At 58.1% G+C, this 24,713-nt stretch carries 26 protein-coding genes and 3 pseudogenes; 19 read left to right on the top strand and 10 right to left on the bottom strand.

All coding sequences use genetic code 11. From position 1 onward, the window contains the following. Positions 1–381: 381 nt before the first annotated feature. Both FJ974_RS29585 and FJ974_RS29590 read right to left on the bottom strand, forming a co-directional pair. On the bottom strand, positions 382–1,134 hold the full coding sequence (locus FJ974_RS29585) for a class I SAM-dependent methyltransferase (protein WP_140533423.1): 753 nt from the start codon (positions 1,132–1,134) through the stop codon (positions 382–384). A gap of 23 nt (positions 1,135–1,157) precedes the next feature. Beyond that, positions 1,158–2,993: a polysaccharide biosynthesis/export family protein gene (locus tag FJ974_RS29590; protein WP_140533424.1), complete on the bottom strand. Its 1,836-nt coding sequence runs from the start codon at positions 2,991–2,993 to the stop codon at positions 1,158–1,160. Between the two features lie 886 nt (positions 2,994–3,879). On the opposite strand from FJ974_RS29590, the gene FJ974_RS29595 reads away from it, so the two are divergent. Next, positions 3,880–4,587 carry a Crp/Fnr family transcriptional regulator gene (locus FJ974_RS29595; RefSeq protein ID WP_140533425.1) on the top strand — a complete coding sequence of 236 codons (708 nt, stop codon included), beginning with the start codon at positions 3,880–3,882 and terminating at the stop codon, positions 4,585–4,587. 454 nt (positions 4,588–5,041) lie between these two features. Continuing rightward, positions 5,042–5,800 (top strand): LuxR C-terminal-related transcriptional regulator, encoded by a 759-nt coding sequence (locus FJ974_RS29600; RefSeq protein ID WP_413468380.1) that lies wholly within the window; start codon positions 5,042–5,044, stop codon positions 5,798–5,800. Positions 5,801–5,952: 152 nt separating this feature from the next. On the opposite strand, the gene FJ974_RS29605 is transcribed toward FJ974_RS29600, so the two are convergent. Next, positions 5,953–6,258, bottom strand: coding sequence for a hypothetical protein (locus FJ974_RS29605; protein WP_226891681.1), 306 nt, complete (start codon positions 6,256–6,258; stop codon positions 5,953–5,955). Positions 6,259–6,854: 596 nt separating this feature from the next. On the opposite strand from FJ974_RS29605, the gene FJ974_RS29610 reads away from it, so the two are divergent. Then, a complete protein-coding gene (locus FJ974_RS29610; RefSeq protein ID WP_140533426.1) occupies positions 6,855–8,375 on the top strand; it encodes a phosphomannomutase/phosphoglucomutase in 1,521 nt (506 codons plus the stop codon). A gap of 12 nt (positions 8,376–8,387) precedes the next feature. Further along, positions 8,388–10,688 carry a mannose-1-phosphate guanylyltransferase/mannose-6-phosphate isomerase gene (locus tag FJ974_RS29615; protein ID WP_140533427.1) on the top strand — a complete coding sequence of 767 codons (2,301 nt, stop codon included), beginning with the start codon at positions 8,388–8,390 and terminating at the stop codon, positions 10,686–10,688. Positions 10,689–11,335: 647 nt separating this feature from the next. Here the strand turns inward: FJ974_RS29615 and FJ974_RS29620 are convergent. Then, positions 11,336–11,653 (bottom strand): hypothetical protein, encoded by a 318-nt coding sequence (locus tag FJ974_RS29620; RefSeq protein WP_140533428.1) that lies wholly within the window; start codon positions 11,651–11,653, stop codon positions 11,336–11,338. Between the two features lie 142 nt (positions 11,654–11,795). Here FJ974_RS29620 and FJ974_RS29625 point away from each other — a divergent pair. The 8 genes and pseudogenes from FJ974_RS29625 to FJ974_RS29660 all read left to right on the top strand — a co-directional run bounded on the left by FJ974_RS29625 (position 11,796) and on the right by FJ974_RS29660 (position 16,442). Then, positions 11,796–12,741: pseudogene (locus tag FJ974_RS29625) on the top strand (IS1595 family transposase). Positions 12,742–13,174: 433 nt separating this feature from the next. Next, positions 13,175–13,663, top strand: a complete 489-nt coding sequence (locus FJ974_RS29630) for a hypothetical protein (protein WP_140533429.1) — start codon at positions 13,175–13,177, stop codon at positions 13,661–13,663. Further along, positions 13,635–13,829, top strand: a complete 195-nt coding sequence (locus tag FJ974_RS29635; RefSeq protein WP_140533430.1) for a hypothetical protein — start codon at positions 13,635–13,637, stop codon at positions 13,827–13,829. Before FJ974_RS29630 ends, FJ974_RS29635 begins: the two co-directional genes overlap by 29 nt. Before the next feature lie 32 nt (positions 13,830–13,861). Continuing rightward, a complete protein-coding gene (locus tag FJ974_RS29640) occupies positions 13,862–14,359 on the top strand; it encodes a hypothetical protein (protein WP_140533431.1) in 498 nt (165 codons plus the stop codon). 49 nt (positions 14,360–14,408) lie between these two features. Continuing rightward, positions 14,409–14,597, top strand: a complete 189-nt coding sequence (locus FJ974_RS29645) for a hypothetical protein (RefSeq protein ID WP_140533432.1) — start codon at positions 14,409–14,411, stop codon at positions 14,595–14,597. A 659-nt stretch (positions 14,598–15,256) separates the two neighbouring features. After that, positions 15,257–15,451 (top strand): hypothetical protein, encoded by a 195-nt coding sequence (locus FJ974_RS29650; RefSeq protein WP_140533433.1) that lies wholly within the window; start codon positions 15,257–15,259, stop codon positions 15,449–15,451. Positions 15,452–15,831: 380 nt separating this feature from the next. Beyond that, complete coding sequence (locus FJ974_RS29655; protein ID WP_226891711.1) at positions 15,832–16,251, top strand: SOS response-associated peptidase family protein; 420 nt, start codon at positions 15,832–15,834, stop codon at positions 16,249–16,251. Next, positions 16,155–16,442 (top strand): SOS response-associated peptidase family protein, encoded by a 288-nt coding sequence (locus FJ974_RS29660; protein WP_226891682.1) that lies wholly within the window; start codon positions 16,155–16,157, stop codon positions 16,440–16,442. Before FJ974_RS29655 ends, FJ974_RS29660 begins: the two co-directional genes overlap by 97 nt. 142 nt (positions 16,443–16,584) lie before the next feature. Here FJ974_RS29660 and FJ974_RS29665 read toward each other — a convergent pair whose 3' ends face one another. Next, positions 16,585–17,412, bottom strand: a complete 828-nt coding sequence (locus FJ974_RS29665) for a Ku protein (protein ID WP_140533434.1) — start codon at positions 17,410–17,412, stop codon at positions 16,585–16,587. A gap of 121 nt (positions 17,413–17,533) precedes the next feature. Further along, entirely contained in the window at positions 17,534–17,668 is a 135-nt protein-coding gene (locus FJ974_RS30270; RefSeq protein WP_264296833.1) for a hypothetical protein, read from the bottom strand. A gap of 303 nt (positions 17,669–17,971) precedes the next feature. On the opposite strand from FJ974_RS30270, the gene FJ974_RS29670 reads away from it, so the two are divergent. The 3 genes from FJ974_RS29670 (at position 17,972) to FJ974_RS29680 (ending at position 19,529) form a co-directional block, all read left to right on the top strand. After that, complete coding sequence (locus FJ974_RS29670) at positions 17,972–18,160, top strand: DUF3606 domain-containing protein (RefSeq protein ID WP_140533435.1); 189 nt, start codon at positions 17,972–17,974, stop codon at positions 18,158–18,160. After that, positions 18,157–18,336, top strand: a complete 180-nt coding sequence (locus FJ974_RS29675; RefSeq protein WP_140533436.1) for a hypothetical protein — start codon at positions 18,157–18,159, stop codon at positions 18,334–18,336. Before FJ974_RS29670 ends, FJ974_RS29675 begins: the two co-directional genes overlap by 4 nt. A 1,004-nt stretch (positions 18,337–19,340) precedes the next feature. Beyond that, the gene (locus tag FJ974_RS29680) at positions 19,341–19,529 is read left to right on the top strand and encodes a hypothetical protein (RefSeq protein WP_140533439.1); all 189 of its coding nucleotides are present in this window, start codon (positions 19,341–19,343) and stop codon (positions 19,527–19,529) included. A 51-nt stretch (positions 19,530–19,580) separates the two neighbouring features. Here the strand turns inward: FJ974_RS29680 and FJ974_RS29685 are convergent, their stop codons facing one another. The 3 genes from FJ974_RS29685 to FJ974_RS29695 all read right to left on the bottom strand — a co-directional run bounded on the left by FJ974_RS29685 (position 19,581) and on the right by FJ974_RS29695 (position 21,251). Next, positions 19,581–19,796, bottom strand: coding sequence for a DUF768 domain-containing protein (locus FJ974_RS29685; RefSeq protein WP_140533440.1), 216 nt, complete (start codon positions 19,794–19,796; stop codon positions 19,581–19,583). Then, complete coding sequence (locus FJ974_RS29690) at positions 19,793–19,972, bottom strand: hypothetical protein (RefSeq protein WP_140533441.1); 180 nt, start codon at positions 19,970–19,972, stop codon at positions 19,793–19,795. The genes FJ974_RS29685 and FJ974_RS29690 overlap by 4 nt, the downstream gene beginning before the upstream one ends. Positions 19,973–20,639: 667 nt before the next feature. Continuing rightward, a complete protein-coding gene (locus FJ974_RS29695) occupies positions 20,640–21,251 on the bottom strand; it encodes a chemotaxis protein CheB (RefSeq protein ID WP_226891683.1) in 612 nt (203 codons plus the stop codon). 712 nt (positions 21,252–21,963) lie between these two features. Here FJ974_RS29695 and FJ974_RS29700 point away from each other — a divergent pair. From FJ974_RS29700 to FJ974_RS29710, 4 genes and pseudogenes are all read left to right on the top strand, one after another. Next, positions 21,964–22,149 (top strand): hypothetical protein, encoded by a 186-nt coding sequence (locus tag FJ974_RS29700; RefSeq protein WP_140533443.1) that lies wholly within the window; start codon positions 21,964–21,966, stop codon positions 22,147–22,149. 337 nt (positions 22,150–22,486) lie between these two features. Further along, positions 22,487–22,780, top strand: a complete 294-nt coding sequence (locus tag FJ974_RS29705) for a hypothetical protein (protein WP_140533444.1) — start codon at positions 22,487–22,489, stop codon at positions 22,778–22,780. An 877-nt stretch (positions 22,781–23,657) separates the two neighbouring features. Next, positions 23,658–23,780 (top strand): hypothetical protein, encoded by a 123-nt coding sequence (locus FJ974_RS30275; RefSeq protein WP_264296834.1) that lies wholly within the window; start codon positions 23,658–23,660, stop codon positions 23,778–23,780. A 319-nt stretch (positions 23,781–24,099) separates the two neighbouring features. Beyond that, a pseudogene (locus FJ974_RS29710) lies at positions 24,100–24,369 on the top strand (ATP-binding cassette domain-containing protein); the annotation flags it as partial. On the opposite strand, the pseudogene FJ974_RS29715 reads toward FJ974_RS29710, so the two are convergent. After that, positions 24,298–24,656 (bottom strand): annotated as a pseudogene (locus tag FJ974_RS29715) (transposase); the annotation flags it as partial. The pseudogenes FJ974_RS29710 and FJ974_RS29715 sit on opposite strands and share 72 nt — an antisense overlap. Positions 24,657–24,713 lie beyond the last annotated feature (57 nt).

Consider the following 24,713-nt stretch of genomic DNA (forward strand, 5'->3'; position numbering starts at 1 on the left):
AGACTTCTTGCTTGCGGACGCAGACATTCCGAGCTGTTGATTTACGCGTTAGTCAGACCATTTGTTTTAGCGACGGCGACGATCTCCAAATCATCGTGCGGCGGCGATTTGTGTAAGCGGGCGGTGTCGACGGCGAGTTCAGACGTCAACTTCTCTGGCGGCGGCCAACATGGATCGATATTGTGACAGAGCCGCGCTCCCGGTTGTGCCGCTTGGATTGGGACTAGATGTCAGTGCAGACGCGGCGAGGTTAAGGTTGGTTGCCAAGGTGAAGGCTGATCCCAGCCAGAGCTTCAGACGCAATCCCTCCAATTGATTTTCGATGGTATAGGCTACCTTGCGGGCCAGATGCTCCAGAGGAATCCTGATTGTAAAAGGGATCTAATGTTCCGGCCGCCGGAAGACGAATTGCCATGCCCAAGGCATGATGCCCAGCCGGCTGTGAAATTGCGCGGCCCAGCGCAGGGTCTTAGGGATAGCATCAACCCGATAGTTGAAACCCCGGGTCAGTACCGTCGAGAAGCCTGCCGCGGCAGCGGCTTTCTTCACGTGCCGCATCGTTATGATGAAGAAATGTGCCCTGTCAAAGTCCCATCCGGTTGGTGTTAGCCTCCAATAGATCGGTTGAAGTTTGCGGGGCACAAAACCGAAGAACGGCAAGCGACTGTGGGATTCGATCGGGAAATACGGGTTGGGAATCTGCCCGACCAGTATCCCGCCCGGAGCCAACACTCGGTAGATCTCCGTCATGCTCGCGTCGTGCAGGGCCGGTTTGAAGTGCTCGAACACGTTCGCCAGGGCAACGCAGTCAAAGCTTTCATTGCCAAAAGACAGGGAGTGGGCGACACCTGGGAGCATCTCCAGGCCAGCTTCGGACCGCGTCGGGCGGTCGATATCCGGGTCGATGCCCTGCCAACTCAGTGCGGTCGCGGCGGCGTAACGGTCAGTCAGTTCCCCATTTTGGCACCCGATGTCCAGCGCCTTGCCGGTGCAGAATTGGACATGTTCGTCGATAAGGCGACTCAAGCTGCCGGCAAGGTGGCGATTCCGCGCTTCCCACTCTTCTTCCGATTGGAGCACCCCCCACCCGTGGAGGGCATCTCCCTCCTGCTTCGTCCCGATGATTTCATCCATTCAAGCCAATCTCCATCGGCCGATCAATTCGGACCAATTCTCCGTTGCGCCACCACGCAGTCAGTCTCGGCTCCGTTCTGAGTGCACGCGGCCGGTAACCTCTCGCCGGACCGCGAGGTCGCGACCCGCGCACCGGCCTGCCCTCCTGGCTCGCTCCCGCCCACGATGATGTTGACGAGATCACCCGGCCGCAAGAGGGTCATCCCGACGGACGCGATGCTGACCGGCCCGGCTGCCGATTGCCGCACGATTTGGTAGGTTACCCTGTTCGGGTCCTTCGCAAACTTGGCCTCAGTCACCGGCAACGTCTCAAGCACGCCTTCGCTGACCTTCAACTCACTCTCATTGGCCGCGATCTGGTTCTCGTTGGTCTCGATCTCGGTCTCCAGATTGCTCCTAATGTCGGCCTGGATCTGCAATGCCTCAGATTCCAGCGAGGCGAGGCGTCGCTTGGCATCGGCATACTGGTTGAGGGCATCCCGCTGACGCTGCTTCGCGTCGGACAAGTCGCTTTGAACTTGATCCAGCACTGTCTGACTAAGAACGTTGCGGTCCACGAGCGAGCGCATGGCGTTGACACGTTCCTGGCGCAGCTTTACGAGCTCGTCGAGCGACTCCACGTGTCCGTAACCGACCATATCCTGCTTGGCCGCCTCCAGTTCACTCAGGATCGCGCGTTGGCGGCTCTTGCGGGCGATGGCGGCAGCTTCGCGCCGGTCGCTTTGCTCTTGAACGAGGTTGGCAGCCTCGGTCGCGCCGACCAGTTCCAGCAACTGGGCCGGTATTTTGGGCTGCGTGCTGTCGCGCTCGGCCTTCAGCACAGCCGAGCGTGCGAGCAGCTTCGCCATGGCATCGATCGCCCCGCTTCGCTTCTGGGTTTCACGCGCGGCTTCGATCTTCTGCCACGGCTCGCTCGCACCCAGGTCGAGTCCGCCGGCAAGCGCGATGGCGTGCAGGATTGTCATGCCGGGTGCGTACTTGAACGAGCCCGAATTCTTGACCGGCCCCAGCACGTAAATGGGCGAGCGCTCCAGTGACAGGATATTGACCAGCCCCTTGCGGCCCAGCAATTGACCGAAGGTTTCCAGCAGGTCGGCTTGTACTTGCCGCGCCGACCGGTTGGCGACTGAAATGGAGCCGAGCAAAGGCACAGAAATCGTGCCGTCTTCCTGAACCGTGTATTCTCCGCTCAGTTCCGGACGCTGCAGGATGCCGCGCAGGGCCGAAGCCGAGGACGCACGCCCCCACTTGTCCTCCTCGACGTCTACGCGCTCGTAGAACGCGATCTTGAGCCGGTCGCCGACCGCGAACAGTCCTCCGGTCGGCGCGTCTTGCGCCGTGCTGATGGTATTGGGGCGCTCGGCGCCTGAATCGACAGCAGCGCGGGCGCCAGGGACGGGGCCAATAGCTGTGGGGGTGGACACGATTCCCCTTTCGACTAACATCGTGGCCGATCTATTGGCCCCGGGCGCGGCAGCAGGGGACGGTTCGGTCGAGGCTTGAGCTGGTTGATCTTGCCAGCTATCGACAATGGCAGTCACCTTCTGCACCACCGCAGCGGAGATAGGCTTGGCCTTCTGCACAATGGCTGCCGAGACAGCCTCCGCTTTCTCCACCACGGCCGCGGAGACAGCCTCCGCCTTCTGCGCTACGGCGGTGGAGGCGGCCTCGGTCCTCTGTACCACGGCTGTGGAGACAGCCTCGGCGGCATCCCAGTTTTTAGCCGCTGCACCGACTAGGGCCAGCCCGCAGAGACCAAAGACGAGAAGTCTGGCGTTCGCTTCCTGCCCCTTACTGCGCGTACTGGGAGACGCCTGTGGGCAGACAGGTTCGGAATTGCGTTTTGCATCAATGGCCATGGCGTGTGGCTTTCACTTTGGTGGCCACCCGGTCCCAGCCTGATAGGGCAGCGAGCAAGACCTCACCTTGAGCCTCGACCGCTCACGATACAATGATCCCTTTGGGGGCACTCATTTTGGGTTACCTCCCTCAGGGGCGCAAACTCGTTTAATGAGCTGAGACTGCGCTGCTGCATATGACATATAAGACAACGGCGATCGCGATCGGCCGAAGCCTGCGATCGCCGTCATCATGCGTCTGCCCAGATCAATCCTGCGTCGCCTTGGACATCCTCTACTCGACAGGCACGATGTGAGCGGCATCGATACGCAGGACCGGCGCCAAATACTCGCGGCATCATGCGCCGGCCACCTCACCTCGGCGACTGTCTATCGCCCAGATCGGCTGAATGATTAGAAGCGTCAATCGCAGCCGCCCGACCATCAGGTGCTACAAAGCAAATGCTTTTTGCCGAAAAGAGGGTGGAGTTCATAGACGTGGCGCGAGAAGGGAAAAGCCCGCCATGGAGCTAGCGGCGGTCAGGGCCGTTGTGTTGGGCAACCCTTCATCACAATGAAGGGCGACATCAACCTGCGCCTGTGGAATCCTGGGCTAAAATCGAGAAAGACTGCGGCACGTGTCATTGACGAACTTCACGGGTCTGACTGATGTGTTGGCACTATGAAACAACCGACCGGCTTGTAAAGGAGATCGCAGAGGCTGAGCGCGCGGACCGCGCCGCTAAAACGGCTAGGTTGAAGTAGCTTCGCATGGCTAATTTGATTAAAGCTGAGCGGCGAACTTTGTCCACTGACCAACTTGATTGCTCCCTCCTTATCGAAGTGTTGTCCCGCCCAGACGCAAAATGATGTCGTGTAGGGGAACGGGAGGAGAGTTCTGCGCTACATGCAGACGCTGTTGCAGTTCATACGTTCGCATCCCGTTCGGGCGGGATCGGAAATGGATTGGGGAAACGGCTTTTTTGGCGTCGTCTCAAAAAGGTATAAACCTCATTCGATCGTATGCCGCCAAGGCGACGAAGACGACAGGATCTTCATCGTAAAATCGGGTTGGGCCCTGCTTTATCGCGATCTGCTTAATGGTGGACGGCAGATTGTTGACACTCCTGTTCGGGGGGACATTATCGGTTTCAGTTTCGTGGAAGGTCCCCGCTACGCGTCGCTCGCGTCCATAACTGAGCTAGCTGTTTTTGACGTTTCCAGGAAAGAGCTGACTGAGGCCATCTTTGCGGGAGGCTTGTTAGCGAAAGAGGTTGCCTGTTCCTTAGGCCGCGTGAATGCGATCTTGGCAGAGCATCTAGCGAATATCGGGCGACGTAATGCGATAACCCGCACAGCCCACTTCTTTCTTGAACTGGAGGAGAGGCTCTCCAATGCTGGCTCGTCCGCCCATGGACGGTACGATTGTCCCCTCACCCAGAATGACCTGGCTGATATTCTCGGGCTGACCGCCGTTCATGTTAACCGCACGCTGCGCGAGCTTCGCAAGGCCGACCTCCTCAGTTTCAAGGCTGGCCATGTACAACTGATCAACCGCAAGAAACTTGTCAAAATGGCAGGGTTCGAAAACGAGTATCTGAGATATGGTCTGTAGCCTGGGTTTAACTTGTTGATTCTGTTAGCGCAGCCTCTTCAGACGATGGCGAACATCTGGGTCTGCCGTGGCGGAAATAGATTCTTTCGATAAGGGCATGCCCTCGCGGTCGTGAGAATGTTTTATCTGGAAATTCTCAGCCACATATGCGGCAAGCCCGCGCAAATCAAGATGCTTTCCAGGCGGACAGCGGCTTGGGCCGCTGCGGGACATTTGGCTTACCGTGAGGTAAAAGTGTGCCAAATTGATCCATGTTAGCGCTCACTTATATACAAGTCGTAAGCTATGCGGGCTGTTCTCGTAAGGGCGCCAGGTGAAGGAAAGCTCGAAAACTTAAGCCTTGGAGGAATCGAGCCTGGATCCTTTGCGAGGGAAAACCACTGTCAAAAATTGCAACGAGGTGCCGTATTTGGCCGCCGCGAAGGCGGACCGCGAGGCAAAGTTGGGGTGCGTCATGAACTCTACGAAAGGACTGCGTAGTAACACTTCTGCTGATCGGTCAGTCGCTACATCTTGGGAGATGAGAGCGCTTAACGAAAAAGAAGCAAGGGGATGCCTCCTTATCTTGGACGAAAGGGCGCTAGACCGCGAGTGCCTGGCATCAGCCCTCCTGGACCATGAAATCGGCATGACGATTGTCGCCATGCATTCGATCGAAGAATGGCGCTTCAACACGCGGCCTGGCTTTCCCCTCATGGCCGTCCTGCTCAATCTTGGCGGACAGAAGGTCACCGATAATGGTGTTGCAGACGAGATCAAGCGTATTTCGTCCGAATTCATGTCGGTCCCTGTGGTAGTCTTGGCCGACACCGAAGATCTTGCGCAGATATTGGCGGCTCTTGAATGCGGCGCGCGCGGTTATATTCCCACCTCGGTTGGGGTCGATGTCTGTATCGAGGCTGTCAACCTCGCAGCGGCGGGAGGCACCTTCGTCCCGGCGAGCAGCGTCATGTCAATTCGGCATCTGCTAAATCCAGGCAGCCGCGACGCGCTACCTTTGACTTTGAAGGACATGTTCACCCTCAGGCAGGCCGAGGTGGCCGAGGCGCTTCGGCGTGGCAAAGCAAACAAGATCATAGCTTATGAGCTCAACCTTCGCGAAAGCACGGTAAAGGTACACATCCGAAACATCATGAGAAAGTTGAAGGCGACTAATCGCACCGAGGTCGCATACAAGGTCAATGATCTTCTCGCAGATGGAAAATCTGGCTGAAGAGCGAAAACAATAAGAAAATGGCCGCCGTGTAGGGTCGCTTCCACGAGCCGCCTTCGCGCGGTAACTATCCGGCGCAAGCCATTACGAAAAGCACAGAGCCAATCAGCAACCTCGCTTTTGGCTTCTGTGTATAGTGGGGTCCGCCCCAACTACCTTCCGGCCGCAAATATGGCCGATCGATCTACGGCGCAATCATGGTCCGAGAATGTGCGCTCGGCCACCCAGCGCACCGCTTCCTCGATCGTGTTGAAACTTCTGTGCTGCCCGGTCAGCAGCCCGAAACCTGTCTCAAGAAACCACTTTCCTTTCGTGGAGTAGACTTCCTCATCGAGCTGCGTAAGAACTGCGACCAACTGGCCGAATTTCCACACTAAAAGCCCAGATTCTCCGCCATCAACCGTTCCGATCCGGGCCTCGCTGAGCGAAAAGCCAAGAGCAATCTCTGCGTTGCTCATATGTTGAATCCCTCGACTTCAACTGATCAAAAAAATCCAGCAAATTCGAATGGCGCTTCTGTAAGTTCCTCTCTTCGACGGGCGGTCGAAAAATTTTAACAGATCGCCGGGCGAGTTCAATGCCCCGTAACTTATCTATTGGTCTAATCCAACATTTCTTTGGAGCAGCCATGCAGACTGCTGTCGGTTGAGAGCTTCCCTATAAACCCTTTACGGCCATTTCTTCGAGCGACCGCCAGCCGTAGCGCATCCATCTAATGCCTCGAGGCCCTCATTTGCCAATGAGCAATCAGCGGCCTGAGCGTCGAGACGGAGTTTCGTCGCTCGCGCATGTAATCGATTTCGCGACACTCGGAAGCAAGAGCCGCTATCTGCGAGGTTTGTGTCGTGCGCAGGTCGGCAACCAAACTCAGCTCACCTAAAGAATACCATATTCCTCGACGGTTGGACGAGACGTCCTTTCGGCCGTCGGCGAGCATGCTCCTATTGGATGAAGGGATACAAACAAGGGCGTTGGGACTACCCCAATTCCATGAATGGGCCCGCTCCAAGCGGAGTGCTAAGACTGATCCCCGCTATTGCGAAGAGCGAAAACTGTGATCCCGAACATAGTCGGCCAGGCCAAGCCTAACACTTTCGCATACGAGAACAGCGCTCTTGTCAAAGCCACTGGCTTCCGTGAATACGACGCGCGTTGGTGGTTCGGGCATCCAGACTCCGAAAAAGAACCCGAACTCAACCTGATGGGCGTGCAAGCTGTTGGCATGGGCCTCGGCACGCTGATCCGCAGATTGGGTGTCGGCCCGGAGATCGTCACCGGCCACGACTTCCGCAGCTATTCAATGGCAATCAAGATGGCACTCGTCTGCGGTCTGATGGCAGCCGGCGCGCGCGTCAAGGACATCGGATTGGCACTCTCTCCGACGGCATACTTCGCCCAGTTCGCGCTCGATGCTCCATCCGTGGCCATGGTAACGGCCTCCCATAACGAGAACGGTTGGACTGGGGTGAAAATGGGGGCGCAAAGGCCCCTGACATTCGGCCCCCAGCAGATAGCAGCTTTGAAAGCGGTCGTGCTGGACGGCGATTTCGATCTCGTCGGTGGGGGGAGCTATGAATTCATAAGGGGATTTCGCGAGCGATACATCGAAGACCTGACTGTCGGAAAAAACATCGGCAGGAAGCTGAAGGTGGTGGTTGCCTGCGGCAACGGCACCGCCGGCGCTTTTGCGCCGCAGGTGCTTGAAAGCATCGGCTGCGAAGTCGTCCCGCTGGACATGGAACTCGACCACTCATTCCCCCGCTACAACCCCAATCCCGAGGACATGCACATGCTGCACGCGATCCGGGACAAGGTGCTGGGGACAGGTGCCGATGTCGGGCTCGGCTTTGACGGCGACGGCGACCGCTGCGGCGTGGTCGACAACGAGGGTAGCGAGATTTTCGCAGACAAGGTCGGCGTCATGCTGGCGCGCGACATCTCGGCGCTGCATCCGAAGTCCGTCTTCGTCGTCGACGTGAAGTCGACGGGACTGTTCATGACGGATCCCGTTCTCGCGCTAAACGGTGCAACGACGGATTACTGGAAGACCGGGCACTCCTACATCAAGAGACGTGTAGCCGAACTCAACGCCATCGCTGGCTTCGAGAAGTCGGGGCACTTCTTCTTCAACCCACCGATCGGGCGCGGCTATGATGACGCGCTCGTCACGGCCCTCGCCGTCTGCGAGATGCTCGACCGCAACCCGGGCAAGACGCTCGCGGATCTCTACCGCGACCTGCCGCTGACCTTTGGCACCCCGACGATGTCGTCCCAATGCCCCGACGAGGAGAAGTACGGCGTCGTCGCGAACGTTGTCGGGGAATTCACGAAAATAATGAGGAACGGGATCGAGTTTGCTGGCCAGCCGCTGGTGGATCTGGTGACCGTAAATGGTGTGCGGGTCGTTGCCCAGGACGGCACCTGGGGGCTGGTCAGGGCCTCCTCGAACAAGCCGGAAATTGTCGTGGTGGTGGAAAGCCCCGTCTCGCCGGGGCGACGTCGGGAAATGTTTGAGGCCCTTGATGCCATTCTGCGCCGCAATCCGGAGGTCGGAGCCTACAACCAAACATTCTGAGAGGATTGGACCATGCCGGACCGGATAGTAAGCTTCGTCATGAGCGGCGGGGTCGGCTCACGACTGTGGCCGCTATCGCGAGAAGATAATCCCAAACAGTTCCATGACCTCTCGGGTGACGGCTCGATGCTCGCAAAGACCGTTCGGCGACTCAAGGCGCGGCCGAACGGCGAAAACCCCATCTACCTGGTAGCGTCCGAGCGGCATGCCGACCGCATCATCTCGGACATAAGCCCACTCGGCCTGAATGGCGGCAGACCGATTTTCGAACCAGTCGGCCGCAATACCGCCGCAGCGGTGGCGGTGGCGACCCTTGAGTCGATCGCCGAACATGGCGACGGCGCGCTTATGCTCGTGGTTCCTTCCGACCACGAGATAGCAACTGAAATGCAGTTCTGGGAGACCGTAAATGCGGGCAGGCCAGCTGCCGATTCAGGAAAAATCGTCGTATTCGGCATCAAGCCGACCCATCCTGAGACCGGATACGGATACATCGAGGTTGCTGCAAACGTTGAGAGACTTGCCGAAGTGTCGCGTTTTGTTGAAAAGCCCGACGCCGAAACGGCCCAGGCATATGTATCTTCGGGCAGGTTCTACTGGAATGCAGGTATCTTCCTGTTTCGTGCCGACGCCATGCGGAAGGCATTCCTCGAATTCCAGCCGGACATCTGGGAAACCGTTGAGCGAGCCTATAGGACCGCAAGGCCCGATGTCTCCGGCATCTACCTGCCCCAGGGCTTCTACTCGGCCGCCCGCTCGATATCGATCGACTACGCGGTGATGGAGCATGCGCGCGATATCGCGATGGTCACAGCTTCTTTCCGCTGGAACGATCTTGGATCGTGGCAATCACTGCTCGAAGCAAGCCCGACCGACCACGACGGCAATGTCGTTATGGGCGACGTCGTCGCCATGGATTGCGACAATTCCTATCTTCGAAGCCAGGGTAAACTGCTGACCGTCATTGGGATGAAGCATGTGGCGGTGGTGGCAACACCAGACGCGGTGTTCGTCGCCCCCGTCAGTCACAGCCAGAACGTCAAGAAGGTTGTTGAGCAGTTGGAGAAGAGCGGACGTCTCGAGACGAAGTTCACGCCGTCGGAAGACCGCGTCATCATCAGCGGATCATGGCGCAAGCGCGTCGAGCACTGGCTCTACGATGAGACACTGCCACTTTGGTCGACCTCGGGTGTTGACGATGTCCATGGTGGCTTCCACGAGGTTCTCGGTTTCGATGCAAGGCCGTTGGGCAAAACCAAGCGCATGCGAACCATGGCACGCCAGATCTACGCTTTCGCGGTGGCCAAGGAACGCGGCTGGACCGGGCCGGCCGACCAACTCATCAACCATGGCCTCAACTTCATGGTCAAATACGGTCGCACCGACCGCGGCGGCTGGGTGCGGACCCTTCAGACCAACGGCGATGTGGCTGACCCGGCGGAAGATGCCTATGACCATTCCTGCGTGCTTTTGGCTCTTGCTCATGCTCATCGATGCGGCCATCAGGATGCCCTGCGGCTTGCTGAGGAGACATTTCATTTCATCGACACCCATCTGGAGGACAACAGCCTGAACGGCTTCCTCGAAACTCCCTCCTGGAACGGCGCGCGGTTATCGAACCCGCACATGCATATGCTGGAATCGTTTCTTGCCTGGCATGACATTACCGGCGACCGCGCTTATCTGCGTCGGGCGGCACGGGTCATCGATCTCTTCCGGTGTCATTTCTTCGACCAGGAGAGTTGGACACTTGGGGAGCGCTTTGACGGCGATTGGCAGCCCTTGCCGGGAGGCGAAGGACAGTGGACCGAACCGGGGCACCATTTCGAATGGGCCTCGTTGCTCGTCGACTTCTCCCGAGCGAGCGGACAGAAGGATTTGGTAGCCTATGCGCGGAAGCTCTACTCGTCGGCCGTCGCCAGCGGGCTGAACCGGGCCACAGGCCTAGCCTATGCAGCCGTGTCCCGAAACGGAATCCCCCTCGACCGGGTCTCCCGAAGCTGGCCGCAATGCGAGGCAGTCAAGGCAGCCGTCGCCCTGGACGGTATTGGCGGGCCGGACCTGAAACCCGAGATCGAGGCCCGCGTCGCCCGCCTCTTCAGATGGCATATCGATCCGGCACCGCTTGGCTTATGGATAGACAGGATCGATGAGCGTGGACGGTCATTAGCGACCGAAGTCCCTGCAAGCATCTTCTACCACTTGGTGACTGCACTGATGCTGTATCTGGACAAGACCGGAACACAGGTCGAGCCTTTCCCGTTGCCGATCTCGGACCTGGATAAGTCCCCTGTCAGGCGGGTCTATGCCTGACTTCAGGCAGTGATAGTGATCCCAGCGTGACTGGTTTCGCATTGGCCACGGAATGGAGCTGAGCCAGGCTATCTCAGTCTGGGACGCGTCGCTCCCACTCCGCGAGCGGCAGCAACTGGGGCTTTTTTCGCGGACTTCAGGCAAGGAACCGTTCATTGGCGCTCGTCTGTCAGAGAGCCATATCATTCGGGCGTAATGCTTACGGATCACCCCTTTTGTGAATTAGCAACTATAGGAAAAAGGACTAAGCTGCCGTTTCAGCCGGCGCCCCCCCAACACGCCGGTCAGGCCCAGCGGCCATCCAGCCACACCCGCGCCTGCTGGGCCGCCTCTAAACGATTAGCAGGTAGGTTGGCGATGCTCACGGTGCAGGCGAACATAGCGGATCAAGAGTGCTGACGACCGCGTCGACAAAGAGCCCACCAAAACGAATTGGCGCAATAGCCGACCCGTCCAATTCGTTGGCCGCTTCGCCGGTTTGTCAGCGGCTTTTTGCTGGACGCCTTCCGCTGCATCAAACTGCAAGCTTGGAGCGTCCGACCCCCAATTGACTCGGCGCGCAGGGTCGGCGGCGGACCTTGAATCCGCCTAGGCCGGCGCCTCTTAGGCTACCCAAAAAAACCCCCGCCCCTTCAGGGCGTCGGCTGTCATTCATCCTGCCAGATGACGCGCTTCTCCCATCGGATCTGCACCAGCCGCCGATACTTGATTGAATGGGCCTGCTCTCCAGAGGGGTGGAATAGTTCGGCATCCATCCATTCGCGGCTGCCGCATTTCTGACAGCGGACCTTGGCCCGAACCTCGTCAATCGTGACATTGCCGATCACCTCGCGCAGCTCGAGCGGTTTGTAAAAGCGTTTGAGGTTGCAGCGGGCGCAACGAATGCCGGCCACCTGCCCGGCGTCATGGGCATGCGTCAGGGTCCAGGCCGCACCGCGCGGCCACTTTTCAGGTTGCTCAGGCATGCCTCAAAATGAGGAACATATTCCTGCCTGGTCAAGAGGCCTTGACTCTTTTTGTTCCCATTTTGTTCGCTATCGGCAAAAGGCGATTATCCGGTTGACAAACCCAAAGTGATTACGTAGGGTAAGGACATAGGAGATTTCCATGTCCATTCTGTCCCGCCCCGAATTCCATAACGAAGCCAAGGCTTTCGAGCATGTCGAATCCATACTGTGGCCGAACGGTCCGGTTTGCCCCAAGTGCGGTAGCGTTGATCGCCACTACGCCTTGAAGGGCGTTCGCACCAAGCCTTCCAAAAAGAACCCGAACGGTGCCGAGCGGCATGGCCTGTACAAGTGCAGCGCCTGCCGTTCGCAGTTCACCGTCCGCATGGGCACGATCTTCGAGGAAAGCCATCTGCCGCTTACCAAGTGGCTACAGGCCATCCACCTTATGTGCGCATCGAAGAAGGGCATCAGCGCTCATCAGATGCACCGCATACTCGAATGCACCTATGAGGCCGCTTGGTTCCTGTGTCACCGCATTCGTCTTGCAATGGCGTCTGGCGAACTTTCCCCGATGGGCGGCAATGGCAAGACCGTCGAAGTTGACGAAACCTACATCGGCCGCTTGAAGGGCACTCCGGTTAAGACGGGCGGTGGCGCTCACAAGAACACCGTCGTTACGCTCGTCGAGCGTGGTGGTCGCGCAGTTCCTTCCATGTCGATACCGCCCGCATGGGCAATGTCATGCCGATCGTGCGCGCCAACATCGCTCGCGAAAGCGCCTTGATGACCGACGAGTCAGGTATCTATCGCCGCGCCGGCCAGGATTTCGCCTCCCATGATTTCGTCACGCATTCCAAGGACGAATACGTTCGCTATGAAGGCGCGAATACCATCCACACCAATACCGTCGAAGGCTTCTATTCGATCTTCAAGCGCGGCATGAAGGGCGTTTACCAGCATTGCGGCGAGGCTCACTTGCACCGCTACCTTGCCGAGTTCGATTTCCGCTATTCGAACCGGATCGCCCTTGGCGTCGATGATGGCACCCGCGCTTTCATCGCGCTAAAGGGTGCAAGCGCCTCACCTATCATAGACCTGCTTAAGGACAAGCAGGACCATTTCCGAAAGCCGGTGCAACTCGAATTGCCGATCTGGCGAGGTGCGAGCCACCGCAAAAAAAAGCCGGGGATCTAGGTCCCCGGCAAATCAGGTTGATCGGAACGGCTAGGCGGCTACGCCGCATACGGATTCCGTGCGGCCAAAGCGGAAACGCAGGTAGGGGTTAACCCAAACCATGACGTACCTCTTTCGGAGCGAGAGGCCTTGAAAAGAGGCGGCGGAAGTGCGATTCTAGAGTGTCACCACTAGTGATCGCGAGGTTTCTGTCGCCTCTAATCGGTTGCTGGTCATCTGGGCCGCATTCCCGTCTCACCGGGTTTGCGGCCTTTTCGTTTTCCTGCCCGCTCGTACGCCAATGACCTATGCGTGAGGGGCAGCGCTATATTCTCATCATCTTCGCCCATGCAGGAGGTCAGGATGGATCGCGCGTATGCTAATGCCCTGAAAAGAAAGCAAGAATTAGAGTTCGAATTGGCTCGAATCGACTCATTTTTGGACATGTATAGGCAATTTGGCGGACCAGAAGGGGAACAAATTGAACCCTTGGTGAAGGAATCGTCGGGGACCGGAAACAAAGAAACCTTGTCGCCCCGACAGTCCAGAAGGCTGCGCCCTCCGGAGATTGCGGACTTAGCGGAGAGGGTGATTCGAGGCGCCGGGCATCCCCTTACCCGTGCAGAAATCGTTGCGCGGCTCGAAAGCGCAGGGATCGAGCTGCATAGCGAAGACAAGCCCCGCTACATCGGAACTATCCTTTGGAGAGAGAAGGAACGCTTTACCAATATCGCCGGCCAAGGCTACGTTATGGCCGATATGGCTACGCCAGAAGGTAACGTTCGGGATTTGATCGACCGAGCCACAGATGAGGAACCTGACGTTGGAAAAGAAAAAGGCGCCTTCGAATGATCCCCCGCGACAGATCGACAAGTTCCGCGAGGCCGCGCGCGAGCTGAAGACTGACCAGTCCGACGAAGCTTTTGAAAAGACGCTCGACAAGGTCGCCCATGCGCCAAAACTGACCAATGAGCAGATAAAGGAACTGGTGCGGCGAAAGCGCGAGGAAAAGCGCTAGAGGGCGGTTGCGATGTGTAGGAGCATACCTGTTTGGCTTTTGTTTTCGTTCACAGTCCCGACGAGCCTCTCGAAATAATTGAGCTTAGTGGTAACGGCGAACACATCGCGCGTGTCGCGATTGGTTACGACGACGGAACAGACCACACCTATTCGGTGGTCGTGGCGCTGTCGCCGATACCAGGCCATGGCGGTTTGCATGATTTCGAGCTTGTTTTCAGCATTGTTGAAACCTACGTAGATGGCGACCATTCGCATAACTATTGGGACGGGAACGAGACGAAATCGTTTCTGTCAGACGTTGGCGAACGCGCATTGACCAACGCAATCGTCATGACGCTCGTACAGCGTTTAATTGACGTGGTTGCCCCCGACGTTGTAAGCATGGTCACATACACATCCAATTTGCCGGCGCGAGCTTTACGCAAATTCCACCAAATCGCCTTACTGTTTGCGCAAAATGGCTATGTAGTTGGCGAGGCCGACCCTTGGAATGGTCAGCGAATTTGGATGATGACACGCGGAACGTAGAGACCGAGCGTACGTTGAAACGAGTGCTCCTGCTGACGGGGAGATTGAAATGAACGCACCTTTGAAGCGCGATGAACAGATCGAACTCATGAAGAACGCTGCCGAGCGTCATGAGAAGCGAATGCAGAAGTGGATGAAGGACGCCACGGTTCGCAGCGCGCTTGCACGTCCCGCGAAGGGGCAGAAGGAACGTAGCGAATACACGCGCAACGATGTCACAATCGCGCGCTGCGGTTAACCGAAGCCTTTTAACAACGAACGCAAAACCCCGGATCAATGTCCGGGGTTTTTGTTTGCTGGCCCATCGAGACCGTTCCTAGACTCGATTCACCATTCATTCACGATATTAGCGCAGCCTCATAAGCGGACATGCTGTTATAGCGCACATGCCCAAAGGCCCCGGTGCAGACCCAAGCGCTGGGGCCTACTTCCGTATGATCTATTCGAGCATTGCGCATTAATGGATCGAGTCGGCCTCTCCTTCGCCTTCCTCCGCTTCCTCAAGGGCCTTGAGTAGCGAGACGAAGTTAAGCGGCAACACCGGATCGACTTCCAGCCCTAAAAGCTGTGTAATGCGCGGCGGTTTCGCTCGTCTCGGATCATCGAGCGAATGGCTTCCCCGCCGCCACCCTGAGCTTTTTGTGCCATGGGATTTCGTCCCCGAATCGGGTTGAACTCCCGTTAGCCAGGAAAGGTTCCATCCAGTCGAAAGTTTTGGCTGTGCCGGCCTGTCCTGAATCTATTCCTATTTCACCTTGGGTTTGTCAACCGGATAATTGCCTCGGCAAAACGGAGACATTCTCATGAAACCGATGCGAGCCACCGAAGCCGAGCAGCCCGAGATATATGCCACGGTTAAGCGCGACATGCCTCGCCATCCACCGCGCTGTGGTGAGTATGGCGAAGCCGCTGCGCGGCCTGTCCGACGTGAGTCAAAAGCAGGCTATTACCGAACTGGTTGCGGCCTCGATCGTGGCTATCTACCCGGACGATCTGGAGTTGGCGATTTCACTTTCCGACGCGATGCGCGACCAAACCGACATCCATATACAGGAAGCCTGGAGGGCGCGCGCTCGGCAAAAGCAACATTGATAGTAGCGCGCAGCCGAAGCATCACGGCGCCATCGATCATCGACCGTGACTGGCCACACCAGGTCGCCCCTGCCCGACGACATCTGCACCGATCGCAATTTCACGCTGATCAGGCGTTTCCTCGAAGAGCGTGGCCTGTCGTGCCGGACCGGGGCGGTAACCGAAATCTGGGAAGACGGCAGGCAGCAACAATGGCGTCTGCACTGCTTGCGGACGCTGCGGCGGCAAAGGCGTTCCTTGACACCTTCGGCGTCGTGTTCGATCCGAAGCGCGATAGGGAGAATGGGCGCGCACGCTGCGTCTGGCGGCGCAGGGGCGGCTATGAGCGAATTCTGGACCTTGGGCCGCTCAGCGTGCCGGAGGTCCAGCTAAGGTGGGTCATGTGCGTTCGCTACACCAGATACCTGTCGTGGTCTGAGATACACCGCCTGTATCGGCTGACCGCGCCGGCGGAGATCGGCCGAAACGATGCGCCGCGCTACAACATCGCACCGAGCGAAGAAGCGCCTTTCATGACCGCCGGCGACGACGGCAATCACCAGCTCCGCAACGGTCGATGGTGGCTCATTCCATTCTGGGCGAAGGAAATGCCCAAGGCTGCCACCTTTAATGCGCGCGAGTGGACAATCTCTCCCGCCGATAAGGGCAGAGACCCTTGGCACATCTTTCAGCCCGGCCATGCGCCGTTCTCGTTCGCTGGTCTATGGTCTACAACTCGAATCTTGATATCACCAGCTGCACGATCATCACCGAGCCGTCCGCGGCGCCAGTCAACCAGATCCAAGATCGTCAGCCTCTGATCCTCGATCGGGCCTATTATGACGCCTGGCTCGACCCCAAGACGCCTGTCGGCGACCTCAGGGACATTCTCAGCCGCGACATCGATGGGCAGCTGCAGTTCTATCGTGTGGGCCGGGAGATCAATGCTTGCATCAAGGACAAGCAGCCCACCGACCACGCCGTGCTGATCGAGCCGATCAAGTTGCTATGAGTGACGAAATCGTCAAGGTCGCCCCGCGGGCGCCGCGGAGGGCGGTCGAAAACCGCGTCTGTGAGCATCCAGGCTGCAGCAAAGGCGCGCATTTGGTTTTGCCAGGCCGCGACGACCGTCGCACTGGTTCTGTCGCGTAGGTCTATGCGGATTCTTTTGTGGCTGATTTGGCCTTGGGGGTCCGCTCGATACCTTCCTTTGCCAAGCTCTTCTTCAATACAGAGGCGAGGTCGATGACGTTTTCTTTCGGCCTGGGCGCCGGCTTCGGCGGCTTCTTGCCCTTGCGCTTGGCGTCGATCATGGCAATCAGCGCGTCCTCATAGGTGTCCTCGAATTTCGACGGATCGAACTTCGTCACCTTCTTTTCGATCAGAAGCTCGGCGATCTCGAGCAGGTCCTTGTCGTATTTCGGCGACTTCAGATCGTCGAAGACGCTTTTTTCCGAAACCATTTCGTTGTGAGTCCGCAGTTCGGTGAGCAGCATGCCTTTGCCGAAAGGCTGAATGACGACTTCCCGGCCGCGCTGGTAAAGCACCACGCAGGAGCGCGCCGCGACGCGCTTTTTCTTCATCGCCTCGCGCAGCACACTGAATGCTTCGACCGCGGCACCGTCGGCCGGAATGACGTAGTAGGGTTTTTCCAAATACCGCGTGTCGATGTCGGCGATATCGACGAATTCGCCGACTTCCAGCGTGTGCTGCGAGGTGAGCTTGAGCTTCTTGATCTCGTCAGGTTCGATCTCGACGAAATCGCCCTTGTCGAGCTCAAAGCCTTTGGTCTGATCCTCGGTCTCGACGATGTCACCGGTCCCTTCGTCGACATAGGCGCTTTTGACCGGCAGGCCGTCCTTGCGGTTCAGGATCTTGAAGTGGACCTTTCCTGCCTCGCTGGTTGCGCCGACCAGCTTCACGCCGCACGAGACCGAACCAACCTTCAGAAATCCCTTCCAGACCGCCCTTGGCGCAGCCATGTGCTGATCTCCTGCTACGACAAGCATCAACCGCCGAACGGCCGCAAGTTCCGCTGCTTTAATCGTCCTCCCAGAATCCCTCAGTGCGGCGTGTCGAAGCATCTCCTCACCTTTGAGGGTCTTAACTAGCCCGCCAAACGCCCGGCTTGAGCCACTCCGCCTTTTCTTTTTTCAGACCCTTCGGTAATGGCCGATCACAGGGCACCGAAGTTGGCCAGCCCGCTTTATTGGTGACGATGGTTTCGCCTTCGACCATGAAGCTCTCGGCCTCGAGCGCCGCGGCCTCGTCGAGAAGCGGCCGATACTTGGCGGTCCAGTCGTGGCCCCCGGCGGGTGCAGACGCGGATGCCGTCTTGATCCTTGAGCGCTTGGGTGCGGAAGCCCTTGAACTTCACCTCGTGGGCTCCGCTCGTCGCCTTCTGGCGCTCGGTCGACCAACTCTGGCACCCTCAGAGGGATGAATTTCATACGCACGCACGTCAGGTCCGTTAGCGTTTGCTGAAAAAGCAATGCGGAACATTCGCGCGCAGCGGAGGTTTCCTCATCAGGAGGAAAAGTCATGGCAGACGACAAGAGCAAGCGCGATTTCCGAGACCGTGGTCTCGTCTCAGGCGATGAGGAATATGAGGTCGCTCACTTCGCTAGAAAATTCCAGCTCACCATCCCCGAGGTGAGAGAACTCATAGCCAAGCACGGCAATGACCGTGACACCCTGGAACGGGAAGCCAAAGCGCTGGCCGGCCGATGATGAAGCTTTCAGACCTGCGGCAGTTGGGCAAACCAGGAAAACCGCAAGACGCAGCCGACGAACGCGACCGTTTCTATCAATTCGGGATCTGCGGCCAGCAGGTCGATAAAAGCGGTCTGCGGCAAGTCATCTGGCACGAGCAGCCGGGCCAAGAGCCGCTGGACTTGGATGGCTGATAAATCGTCGAAAGCACCGTTAGACCTGACGCCAGATCAGTCGCGAGCCGCACGAGCGCTGCTGAAGTGGTCGCAAGTTCGCCTTGGGGCCAAAGCCAGCCTCGGCGAAGGCACCATTCGCGAATTCGAGAACGGGACCAGAACTCCCCGGATTCAGAAAAGAGCCGCTATCCGCCGTGCTCTTGAGGCGGCGGGCGTGGTCTTCGACGCGAACGGTCCCAGACTGGCTGTGGCCCGAATCAAATCCCAGGCAAGCCCTTCACCGAGGCTACTGCGCCCCGATCGCCAATCATGAGAAAAAGTCAGTGAGCCCTTTGGGACGGTAGTCTTACCCTCCAGAGCATTGGTCCCAGCCGCGAAACAAATCGGCCGCTGCTCCATTAGGTCCCGAACTGGCGAACGTGAGTCCCTTCATCGCCAGTCGATAGATGCCCGCCAGTTCCTGCGATCTGGCGGGCATCGATCGCAAACACGGCCAGGCAGAGGTGAACAGTGTCGATCTCGGACAAGTTGCGCGACGTGAGCATTCGATACAAGTGCCCCAGCTGCCATCGGCCGATTGTGAAAAACGGTTCATGGTTCAAGGCTGTGAGCACCTTCAGGTGCGATGCCTGCCAGACCAAACTGCGGCTTGGCTATTCGGCTAAGCTGGCCCTTTTCCAAAGACACTGCAGGTCGGTTCAGTCAGGTGCTTGACGATATGCGTGTGAGCGCCTGCGATCCCTGCCCTAAAGCACGGCCTCGTTCCCGAAGGGTATCCGACCTGCAGATCGCCGCAGCAGTTCCGGCAAACGACAACGGCGCTCCAGCTCGAAGCGACCTCTCCCTCCTCGAGCTCCTTCCGACAGCAGACGGCGATTTCACGAAAGTTGCCAGGCAGGCAGAGGGGTTGGGCATTGCCGTGTTCGTGACCATGGCTATCGGCTTGTTCATCGGGCCGGTCGTGTTTGCGGCCTTAATGCTCGGCGTCTGGCATGCCGCATCGGATATCAAGGGAGGCGACTATGTTCGAAATTTCCAAAATCTTGGAAAGCAAGGTGACGGGTCTGCAAGAAAGATTGCAGGCGGCCAACTTGAGCATGAATGACATGGAGGCATTTCAAAGGGTGGCCAACGTTATGGATAACGGCCGCGGCGGCATCGACGTTGACGACCTGATCGCACTTTCCTTTGTCACGTCAGATGAACCCTGAGGAAACTCGGATGGGACGGCGTCGGCGATCTTGATCTTGCCTGCGCGCCGTCTACCTGGGTTCACCTTCGGAGCCGACGATCGCCGCGAGGATCGCCTGATTCGCGCTTCCGATCTCCTCCTCTATCTCGTCTGCAGAAATGCCTGCTGCGTTCGCATCTGCAAACAGCTTGGCCGTCAACTCCGAAATGATGTCCGCGCCGACACTTCCGCACATCACGTGGTCCTTGACCCATTGGCCGAAGAACTCAGCGCCTCGTTTGCTCATTTGTCGGTACCGCTTTCTTTGATGAAATGGGCTTCACGAAGCAACGAACTCCAGTCGGTTCCAATCAGCTTGATCAACTCACGGGCCTGATCCTTCGTTATGCCTGCCTCCTTAACGAGGCGGCCCGCAAGCAAATCCAAGACATCATCATCGCGTGCATCATCAATGTCGGTCATGTCGCCTCAACGCTGCCTGTCAGCGCGCGTTCCAGAAAATGCTGATGAAACCTTATGCCCTGTAGCCGGTTAACCGGCAGTCATGGCCTGCGGAGGAGTTTCAATGCCAGAATCCGGTGAAGATCGACGTGCTAGGGCTCCGAAAAAGCCTCGTAGCCGGCCGCTTAAGGGCGAGGACGCCGAGGTCTCGCACGTCGTTGATACCCACAAAATAACTCCCAGTCAGGCAAGGGAGCTCGTACGTCGTCATGGCAACGACTGGAGGAAAATCGATGAAGCCGCGAAGTCCTACAAGGACGAAAAGTGAGGGCTACCCCCTGCTCTTCAGGCGCTGAAGGCGGGGCCGACATAGCGCCCAGTGCTACGGCGTGCCATCGGGCGATCGCCGGTTTGCCTGCTTCCCGCTCGACGCCAAGCAGCTCGTAGGCCTTCGGCTTCAAACCATACCGTGTTTCGCGGCATGGGAAAGAAAACAACGATACCGTTCAGCGTGTCGATGATCGCGAGGCAACGAGCGAAGCGGACTATTAGGCCCGGAGATGCGGCTTGCCCGAGACAAAGCATTCCATCTTATCAAAAGTGCTGAGGAAAGCATCGACAAAGACGCCCATCAGGTCCCAACGGAATAGTGGATGAATCGCCATGACGGCCGACCTCGTCCAAATCGTTAGGCCTCGCGTAGCACCAGGTTGTCGATTCGACGGGAAATTTCGGCAGCGATTTTCTCGATGGGTCCGACGAAATCTATCGGCCCGTCATAATTGGTTGCATTCTCCGGCATCCCTTTCGTTGCTCTGCCGGCCCGACCTACAACCATTGTGGCGCCGCCCGCAAAATGGATGTCAGCAAGCCCACGCGAACCGTCACTAAGTGAACCCCTGAGCACTACCCCGATACCATTGGTCTTGGCATAGGCAGCGACCGACGTGAACAGCAGGTCCACAGTCTGGTTGCGAAACTTGTCGTTGGCGCCCTCGATCAAATGAACCCGGCTCCGTTCAGCCAAGGAGAGGTGGGCGGCTGGCTCTCCGATGTAGCAGGTTCCCAGGCGGAAGGCGTCGCCTTCCTGCGCGATGACGACCGGCAACGCCGATCGTGATGCGAGCACCTCCCGAAGATGGCTGACATGGCCGCTGGGACGGTGAAGGACTGCCAGCACAATGGCCGGCAGCCCCACGGGCAGCGCCTCGAGCAGATCCTTCAAGTCATCCAAGCCTTCGGGGCCCGAGGCACCGACGGCAATGAATGGCGGCACATTCTCGGGAAAAGTCATTTGCATGCGTTGCACCTGCCTCGCCCGTTTCGCGCTTCCGGCGGCGCCATTCCCTCAATGCGCTCCAATAGCGTCGAGGCTGTCAGGCTTGTCAAGCTTGGACGCTGCTTGGGATGGCTCGCGAAGCTGGAACGGGAAGCCACAGCGCCGAGCCGCCTTCGCTTGGGCTCAGGTCGCCTTGACCGTCGGTTAACATTACGTATTAGCTTTTGCTAAAAAGGGGAAGTCGGCTATCGTTTGCGCGGCCTTCACTCTTGCCGCGTCAACTTGCGCTGTGGCGCACCAGAAGGCAACGGTCACTGCCAAGGCATGTGCAGGTCTGTCGATCAAAGCGGCAGCAACGGGAAAACCAGACTGCACCGCGACCGGAACCGTCACTTTGCCCCAGACGGACGTCGGCAATCCCATGCCACCCCTTGGCCATGACGCGAACGACCTTGGGACACCCTCCTTCGGGCTTTAGGTTCCGCTGGTTCTTTCGTAAAAGCGGGCCCGCCGCCGTGAGGCTGAGGAAAAATCCCGCATGCTAGCCACCATTTTCGGGTGGCTCCTAAGGCGAACACGCAAAAGGTTCAAAGGTCTGCCTGCCTGGCTTTGGTAGAAGGCGATTTGTTACGCCGAATTATGCCAGCTAGACGCACATACGCAATGCCTACGGAACGGTTTCCATCCTCGCGGGTTTGAATCGCGGGCAGACGCGTTGGAAGGCGGCATCGTCATGCAACAGGTCAACGACACCAAAAAGCTAGTTGAGCAGCTCGATGAGAGGGAGCGGCAAAGCCTCATACGCATCAAACAAACTCAGGAACTCATCGAGCAGAACCGCCGGCTGACAAAGAGGTCCCGTGAAATCCTTGTGCACGCGTCCGAACTGGCCGCCGCGCCTGGCAGGACTAACCATTAAAGAAACGCTCTCGCGGGGACGAAGCGGTTACACTGCACTGCGCAACATGGCGATAGAGGAAGTCCAGGAGTCAATCCAGCGTCGAGCAATGGAGATCGTCTCACTCCCTGAGGCAGAGCGCGAATCGAAGTATGCCCTCTACCGCGAAACCTACATGGAAGCGGCAAGTCAGTTGGGTTCAGGCAAAGACGAGAGGTGGGCAGATTTTGTCGACTAGATAGCCGAGTGGACCCGCGCGATCGTCAAGCCTCGGTGATGGAGCGAACGCCGCCACACATTTGTGGAAACTACAGCGAGGCTGATGGCTCATTTGATCTGGTAGGTTTATCGTGCCGCAATGAGAAGATTGCAAATCGCCCAAGAGCTCTTGCAGGCATCTGATCGAACTGCAGAGATGCCGCCGGGTGAGCTGAAGGTTCTTCTTCGTCGTGCCGCAATGATTCTCGGGAATGAGGACAGCGGCTCGCAGATAGATTCCTTTGTCGAGGAGGCTCTGGACGGCGTCGCCGCGGAGAGACAGGTTTCAAAGCCGAAGTTACTCGGGTCGATCGTGACCCAGTGGCTGATCGTCAACTCCCATTTGCCTTTATACAAGATGGAGGAAAACTCGAGCCTAAGCGGAGCGTCGTAGCGCTAAGCTCCCGACATTTTTCCTTTGTGGCTCGATAATCCCCTTCCCAAGGCAACTCATCAAAGTCGGGCTTGTGTCCCCCGGCGCGGTAGGCGTGTTCGGTGACGTAGCTGCCCCTGGCTCCCGCCAGAATGCAAGCGAAGGGTGGGTTTCTTCTGGGCATCGGTAAATGCCAACTGCTTGCACTTTGACTTTCTCCATGCGGAAAAGGCCGCTCCCGTGGACGTTTTCCCGCCTGCGACGGTGCTACGGTCAGCTACGCAAGTCGCCATTCATTGTGATGATGGGACGTGCTGCCGGCAGGTTCGGTCATCTCGACCTGCGCGCCCGAGACCCGAGGTAATCTCAGTCGTCGTGGGAGTCCAACAAAACGCCTAGGCGGCGCGCGCCTGCACTTTCAACTATCAATGTCTCTAGCTCGAGATCGGAGAGGCGCGTCATGGCCCCGTTTTCGAATGACCCTCATCGCGTCTGAAACAGAAACTGGAGTGGTCTTGCTGTGATCGTCGAGGTAATGGCCGACCGCGATCACGGCGTCGGCATCAATGTCCATCGGAAGATCCCTCATATCCTCCTCGTGAAGTTCGAGAGTAGGACAGCAAATGTCAGGCCCGGCATCGTCAAAGCGGTCCGTTCCAAACGCGACGCGAGGGCGGGCCGCCTAGTCATTCTTGCCGGAGCGCCGCTCAGGCGAGCGCCTCTCCTGGTCGGTCGACAATGATTTCACAGGCCATCTGTCGGTTCACCCTTCATTGTGATGACGCCCCGGCAGACAACTCGCGGACGCGATTCCGACGCTTCGGGCTGACTAGCCGGATGTTTAAGAGGAGGTTGGTAAAACACCGCCTGGCGGCGTGATCTCGTCAAGATCGGCGGAATGTTCGGGGTCGTGAAGGTGCACTATGTGAACGCGATCGAGGCCGAGAGCCAGAAGACTCTCCTCAAGCGACTGCCTGACGCGACCGGCGTCGAAACGGCCTGTACCTATATCCCGGGCTAATGTCCAAGCGAAGTCGCCTACGAAAAAGCACCCCTTGTATCGGTCAGCCCCGCGTCAACAACGCAGCGCGAAATGAGTCCCGCTCTCGCCGCCAAACATTCAAATAACACAATAAAAATCAAGTATTTCGATGAAACGAAGCCTTACGGGGTATGGCCGTTGCAAAGACTCAGCGGTAGCCACACTCAAAAAATTGGCGCGCCTTCCGAAGAGCGAGCCGTTGAGGGAACCTGGTCTTTTAAACTGCCGGTGCGGCGGCCCCTCAATGATTCCTGACGCGGGCAACAAGGCGACGATAAGCGTCAAGGATCGCGAGACAGTGACCCAGGCGGACTATCACGCCCGGAAATGCGCCTCAACGCGGGACGAGGCGATCTCCGAGCGCGGGCTTTCCAAGAAACAGGTGCTCCAGGAGTTCAACTGCGTCGTCGTTGCCAACGCCAGTCTGCAGGTCCGGCGCGGCGAAATCTTCTGCGTCATGGGCCTCTCTGGAAGCGGCAGGTCGACGCTGATCCGCCTACTCAACCGTCTGATCGAGCCGAGCCTCGGCAAGATTACGGTCAAGGGAAAAAAGATCGCCAAACTGAGTGTCCGGCGGTCCGCGCGGCTGCCTCCAACCTTCAAACGTCTCGATGATGACTGCGTCCGCCGCAGCATGGGCATGCCGGGCGGACGTCGGTGTCGTCATAGGGCGGCAGCGCCACGTTCAGCAGTTCGCGGGCGAGCGCGAGCGCTATTTTTGCGCGCCGAGCCGGCGAGCAGGGCCTTAGTGACGGACGCGGTGGAATCCACGCGGCAATGCGTGGAGCAGGAAGCGGCGAATGAACTCGTCGTGGCGATCGTCATGACCTGCTGCCGGTTGTCGCTTTCGCGGCGCGCCCTGCGTCTGCCTGCATGCGATCTCCGTAGATCTCAATTCCAGTTGACCCCTCG

The sequence above is a fragment of the Mesorhizobium sp. B1-1-8 genome (assembly GCF_006442795.2).
In the GTDB taxonomy this organism is placed as follows: Bacteria; Pseudomonadota; Alphaproteobacteria; order Rhizobiales; family Rhizobiaceae; genus Mesorhizobium.

Coding starts and splice junctions, on each gene's coding strand:
- FJ974_RS29585 (WP_140533423.1), bottom strand. CDS start 1,134: ATGGATGAAATCATCGGGACGAAGCAGGAGGGAGATGCCCTCCACGGG.
- FJ974_RS29590 (WP_140533424.1), bottom strand. CDS start 2,993: ATGGCCATTGATGCAAAACGCAATTCCGAACCTGTCTGCCCACAGGCG.
- FJ974_RS29595 (WP_140533425.1), top strand. CDS start 3,880: ATGCAGACGCTGTTGCAGTTCATACGTTCGCATCCCGTTCGGGCGGGA.
- FJ974_RS29600 (WP_413468380.1), top strand. CDS start 5,042: ATGAACTCTACGAAAGGACTGCGTAGTAACACTTCTGCTGATCGGTCA.
- FJ974_RS29605 (WP_226891681.1), bottom strand. CDS start 6,258: ATGAGCAACGCAGAGATTGCTCTTGGCTTTTCGCTCAGCGAGGCCCGG.
- FJ974_RS29615 (WP_140533427.1), top strand. CDS start 8,388: ATGCCGGACCGGATAGTAAGCTTCGTCATGAGCGGCGGGGTCGGCTCA.
- FJ974_RS29620 (WP_140533428.1), bottom strand. CDS start 11,653: ATGCCTGAGCAACCTGAAAAGTGGCCGCGCGGTGCGGCCTGGACCCTG.
- FJ974_RS29630 (WP_140533429.1), top strand. CDS start 13,175: ATGGATCGCGCGTATGCTAATGCCCTGAAAAGAAAGCAAGAATTAGAG.
- FJ974_RS29645 (WP_140533432.1), top strand. CDS start 14,409: ATGAACGCACCTTTGAAGCGCGATGAACAGATCGAACTCATGAAGAAC.
- FJ974_RS29650 (WP_140533433.1), top strand. CDS start 15,257: ATGGCGAAGCCGCTGCGCGGCCTGTCCGACGTGAGTCAAAAGCAGGCT.
- FJ974_RS29655 (WP_226891711.1), top strand. CDS start 15,832: ATGTGCGTTCGCTACACCAGATACCTGTCGTGGTCTGAGATACACCGC.
- FJ974_RS29660 (WP_226891682.1), top strand. CDS start 16,155: ATGGTCTACAACTCGAATCTTGATATCACCAGCTGCACGATCATCACC.
- FJ974_RS29665 (WP_140533434.1), bottom strand. CDS start 17,412: ATGGCTGCGCCAAGGGCGGTCTGGAAGGGATTTCTGAAGGTTGGTTCG.
- FJ974_RS30270 (WP_264296833.1), bottom strand. CDS start 17,668: ATGGTCGAAGGCGAAACCATCGTCACCAATAAAGCGGGCTGGCCAACT.
- FJ974_RS29670 (WP_140533435.1), top strand. CDS start 17,972: ATGGCAGACGACAAGAGCAAGCGCGATTTCCGAGACCGTGGTCTCGTC.
- FJ974_RS29675 (WP_140533436.1), top strand. CDS start 18,157: ATGATGAAGCTTTCAGACCTGCGGCAGTTGGGCAAACCAGGAAAACCG.
- FJ974_RS29680 (WP_140533439.1), top strand. CDS start 19,341: ATGTTCGAAATTTCCAAAATCTTGGAAAGCAAGGTGACGGGTCTGCAA.
- FJ974_RS29685 (WP_140533440.1), bottom strand. CDS start 19,796: ATGAGCAAACGAGGCGCTGAGTTCTTCGGCCAATGGGTCAAGGACCAC.
- FJ974_RS29690 (WP_140533441.1), bottom strand. CDS start 19,972: ATGACCGACATTGATGATGCACGCGATGATGATGTCTTGGATTTGCTT.
- FJ974_RS29695 (WP_226891683.1), bottom strand. CDS start 21,251: ATGCAAATGACTTTTCCCGAGAATGTGCCGCCATTCATTGCCGTCGGT.
- FJ974_RS29700 (WP_140533443.1), top strand. CDS start 21,964: ATGCAACAGGTCAACGACACCAAAAAGCTAGTTGAGCAGCTCGATGAG.
- FJ974_RS29705 (WP_140533444.1), top strand. CDS start 22,487: ATGAGAAGATTGCAAATCGCCCAAGAGCTCTTGCAGGCATCTGATCGA.
- FJ974_RS30275 (WP_264296834.1), top strand. CDS start 23,658: ATGTTCGGGGTCGTGAAGGTGCACTATGTGAACGCGATCGAGGCCGAG.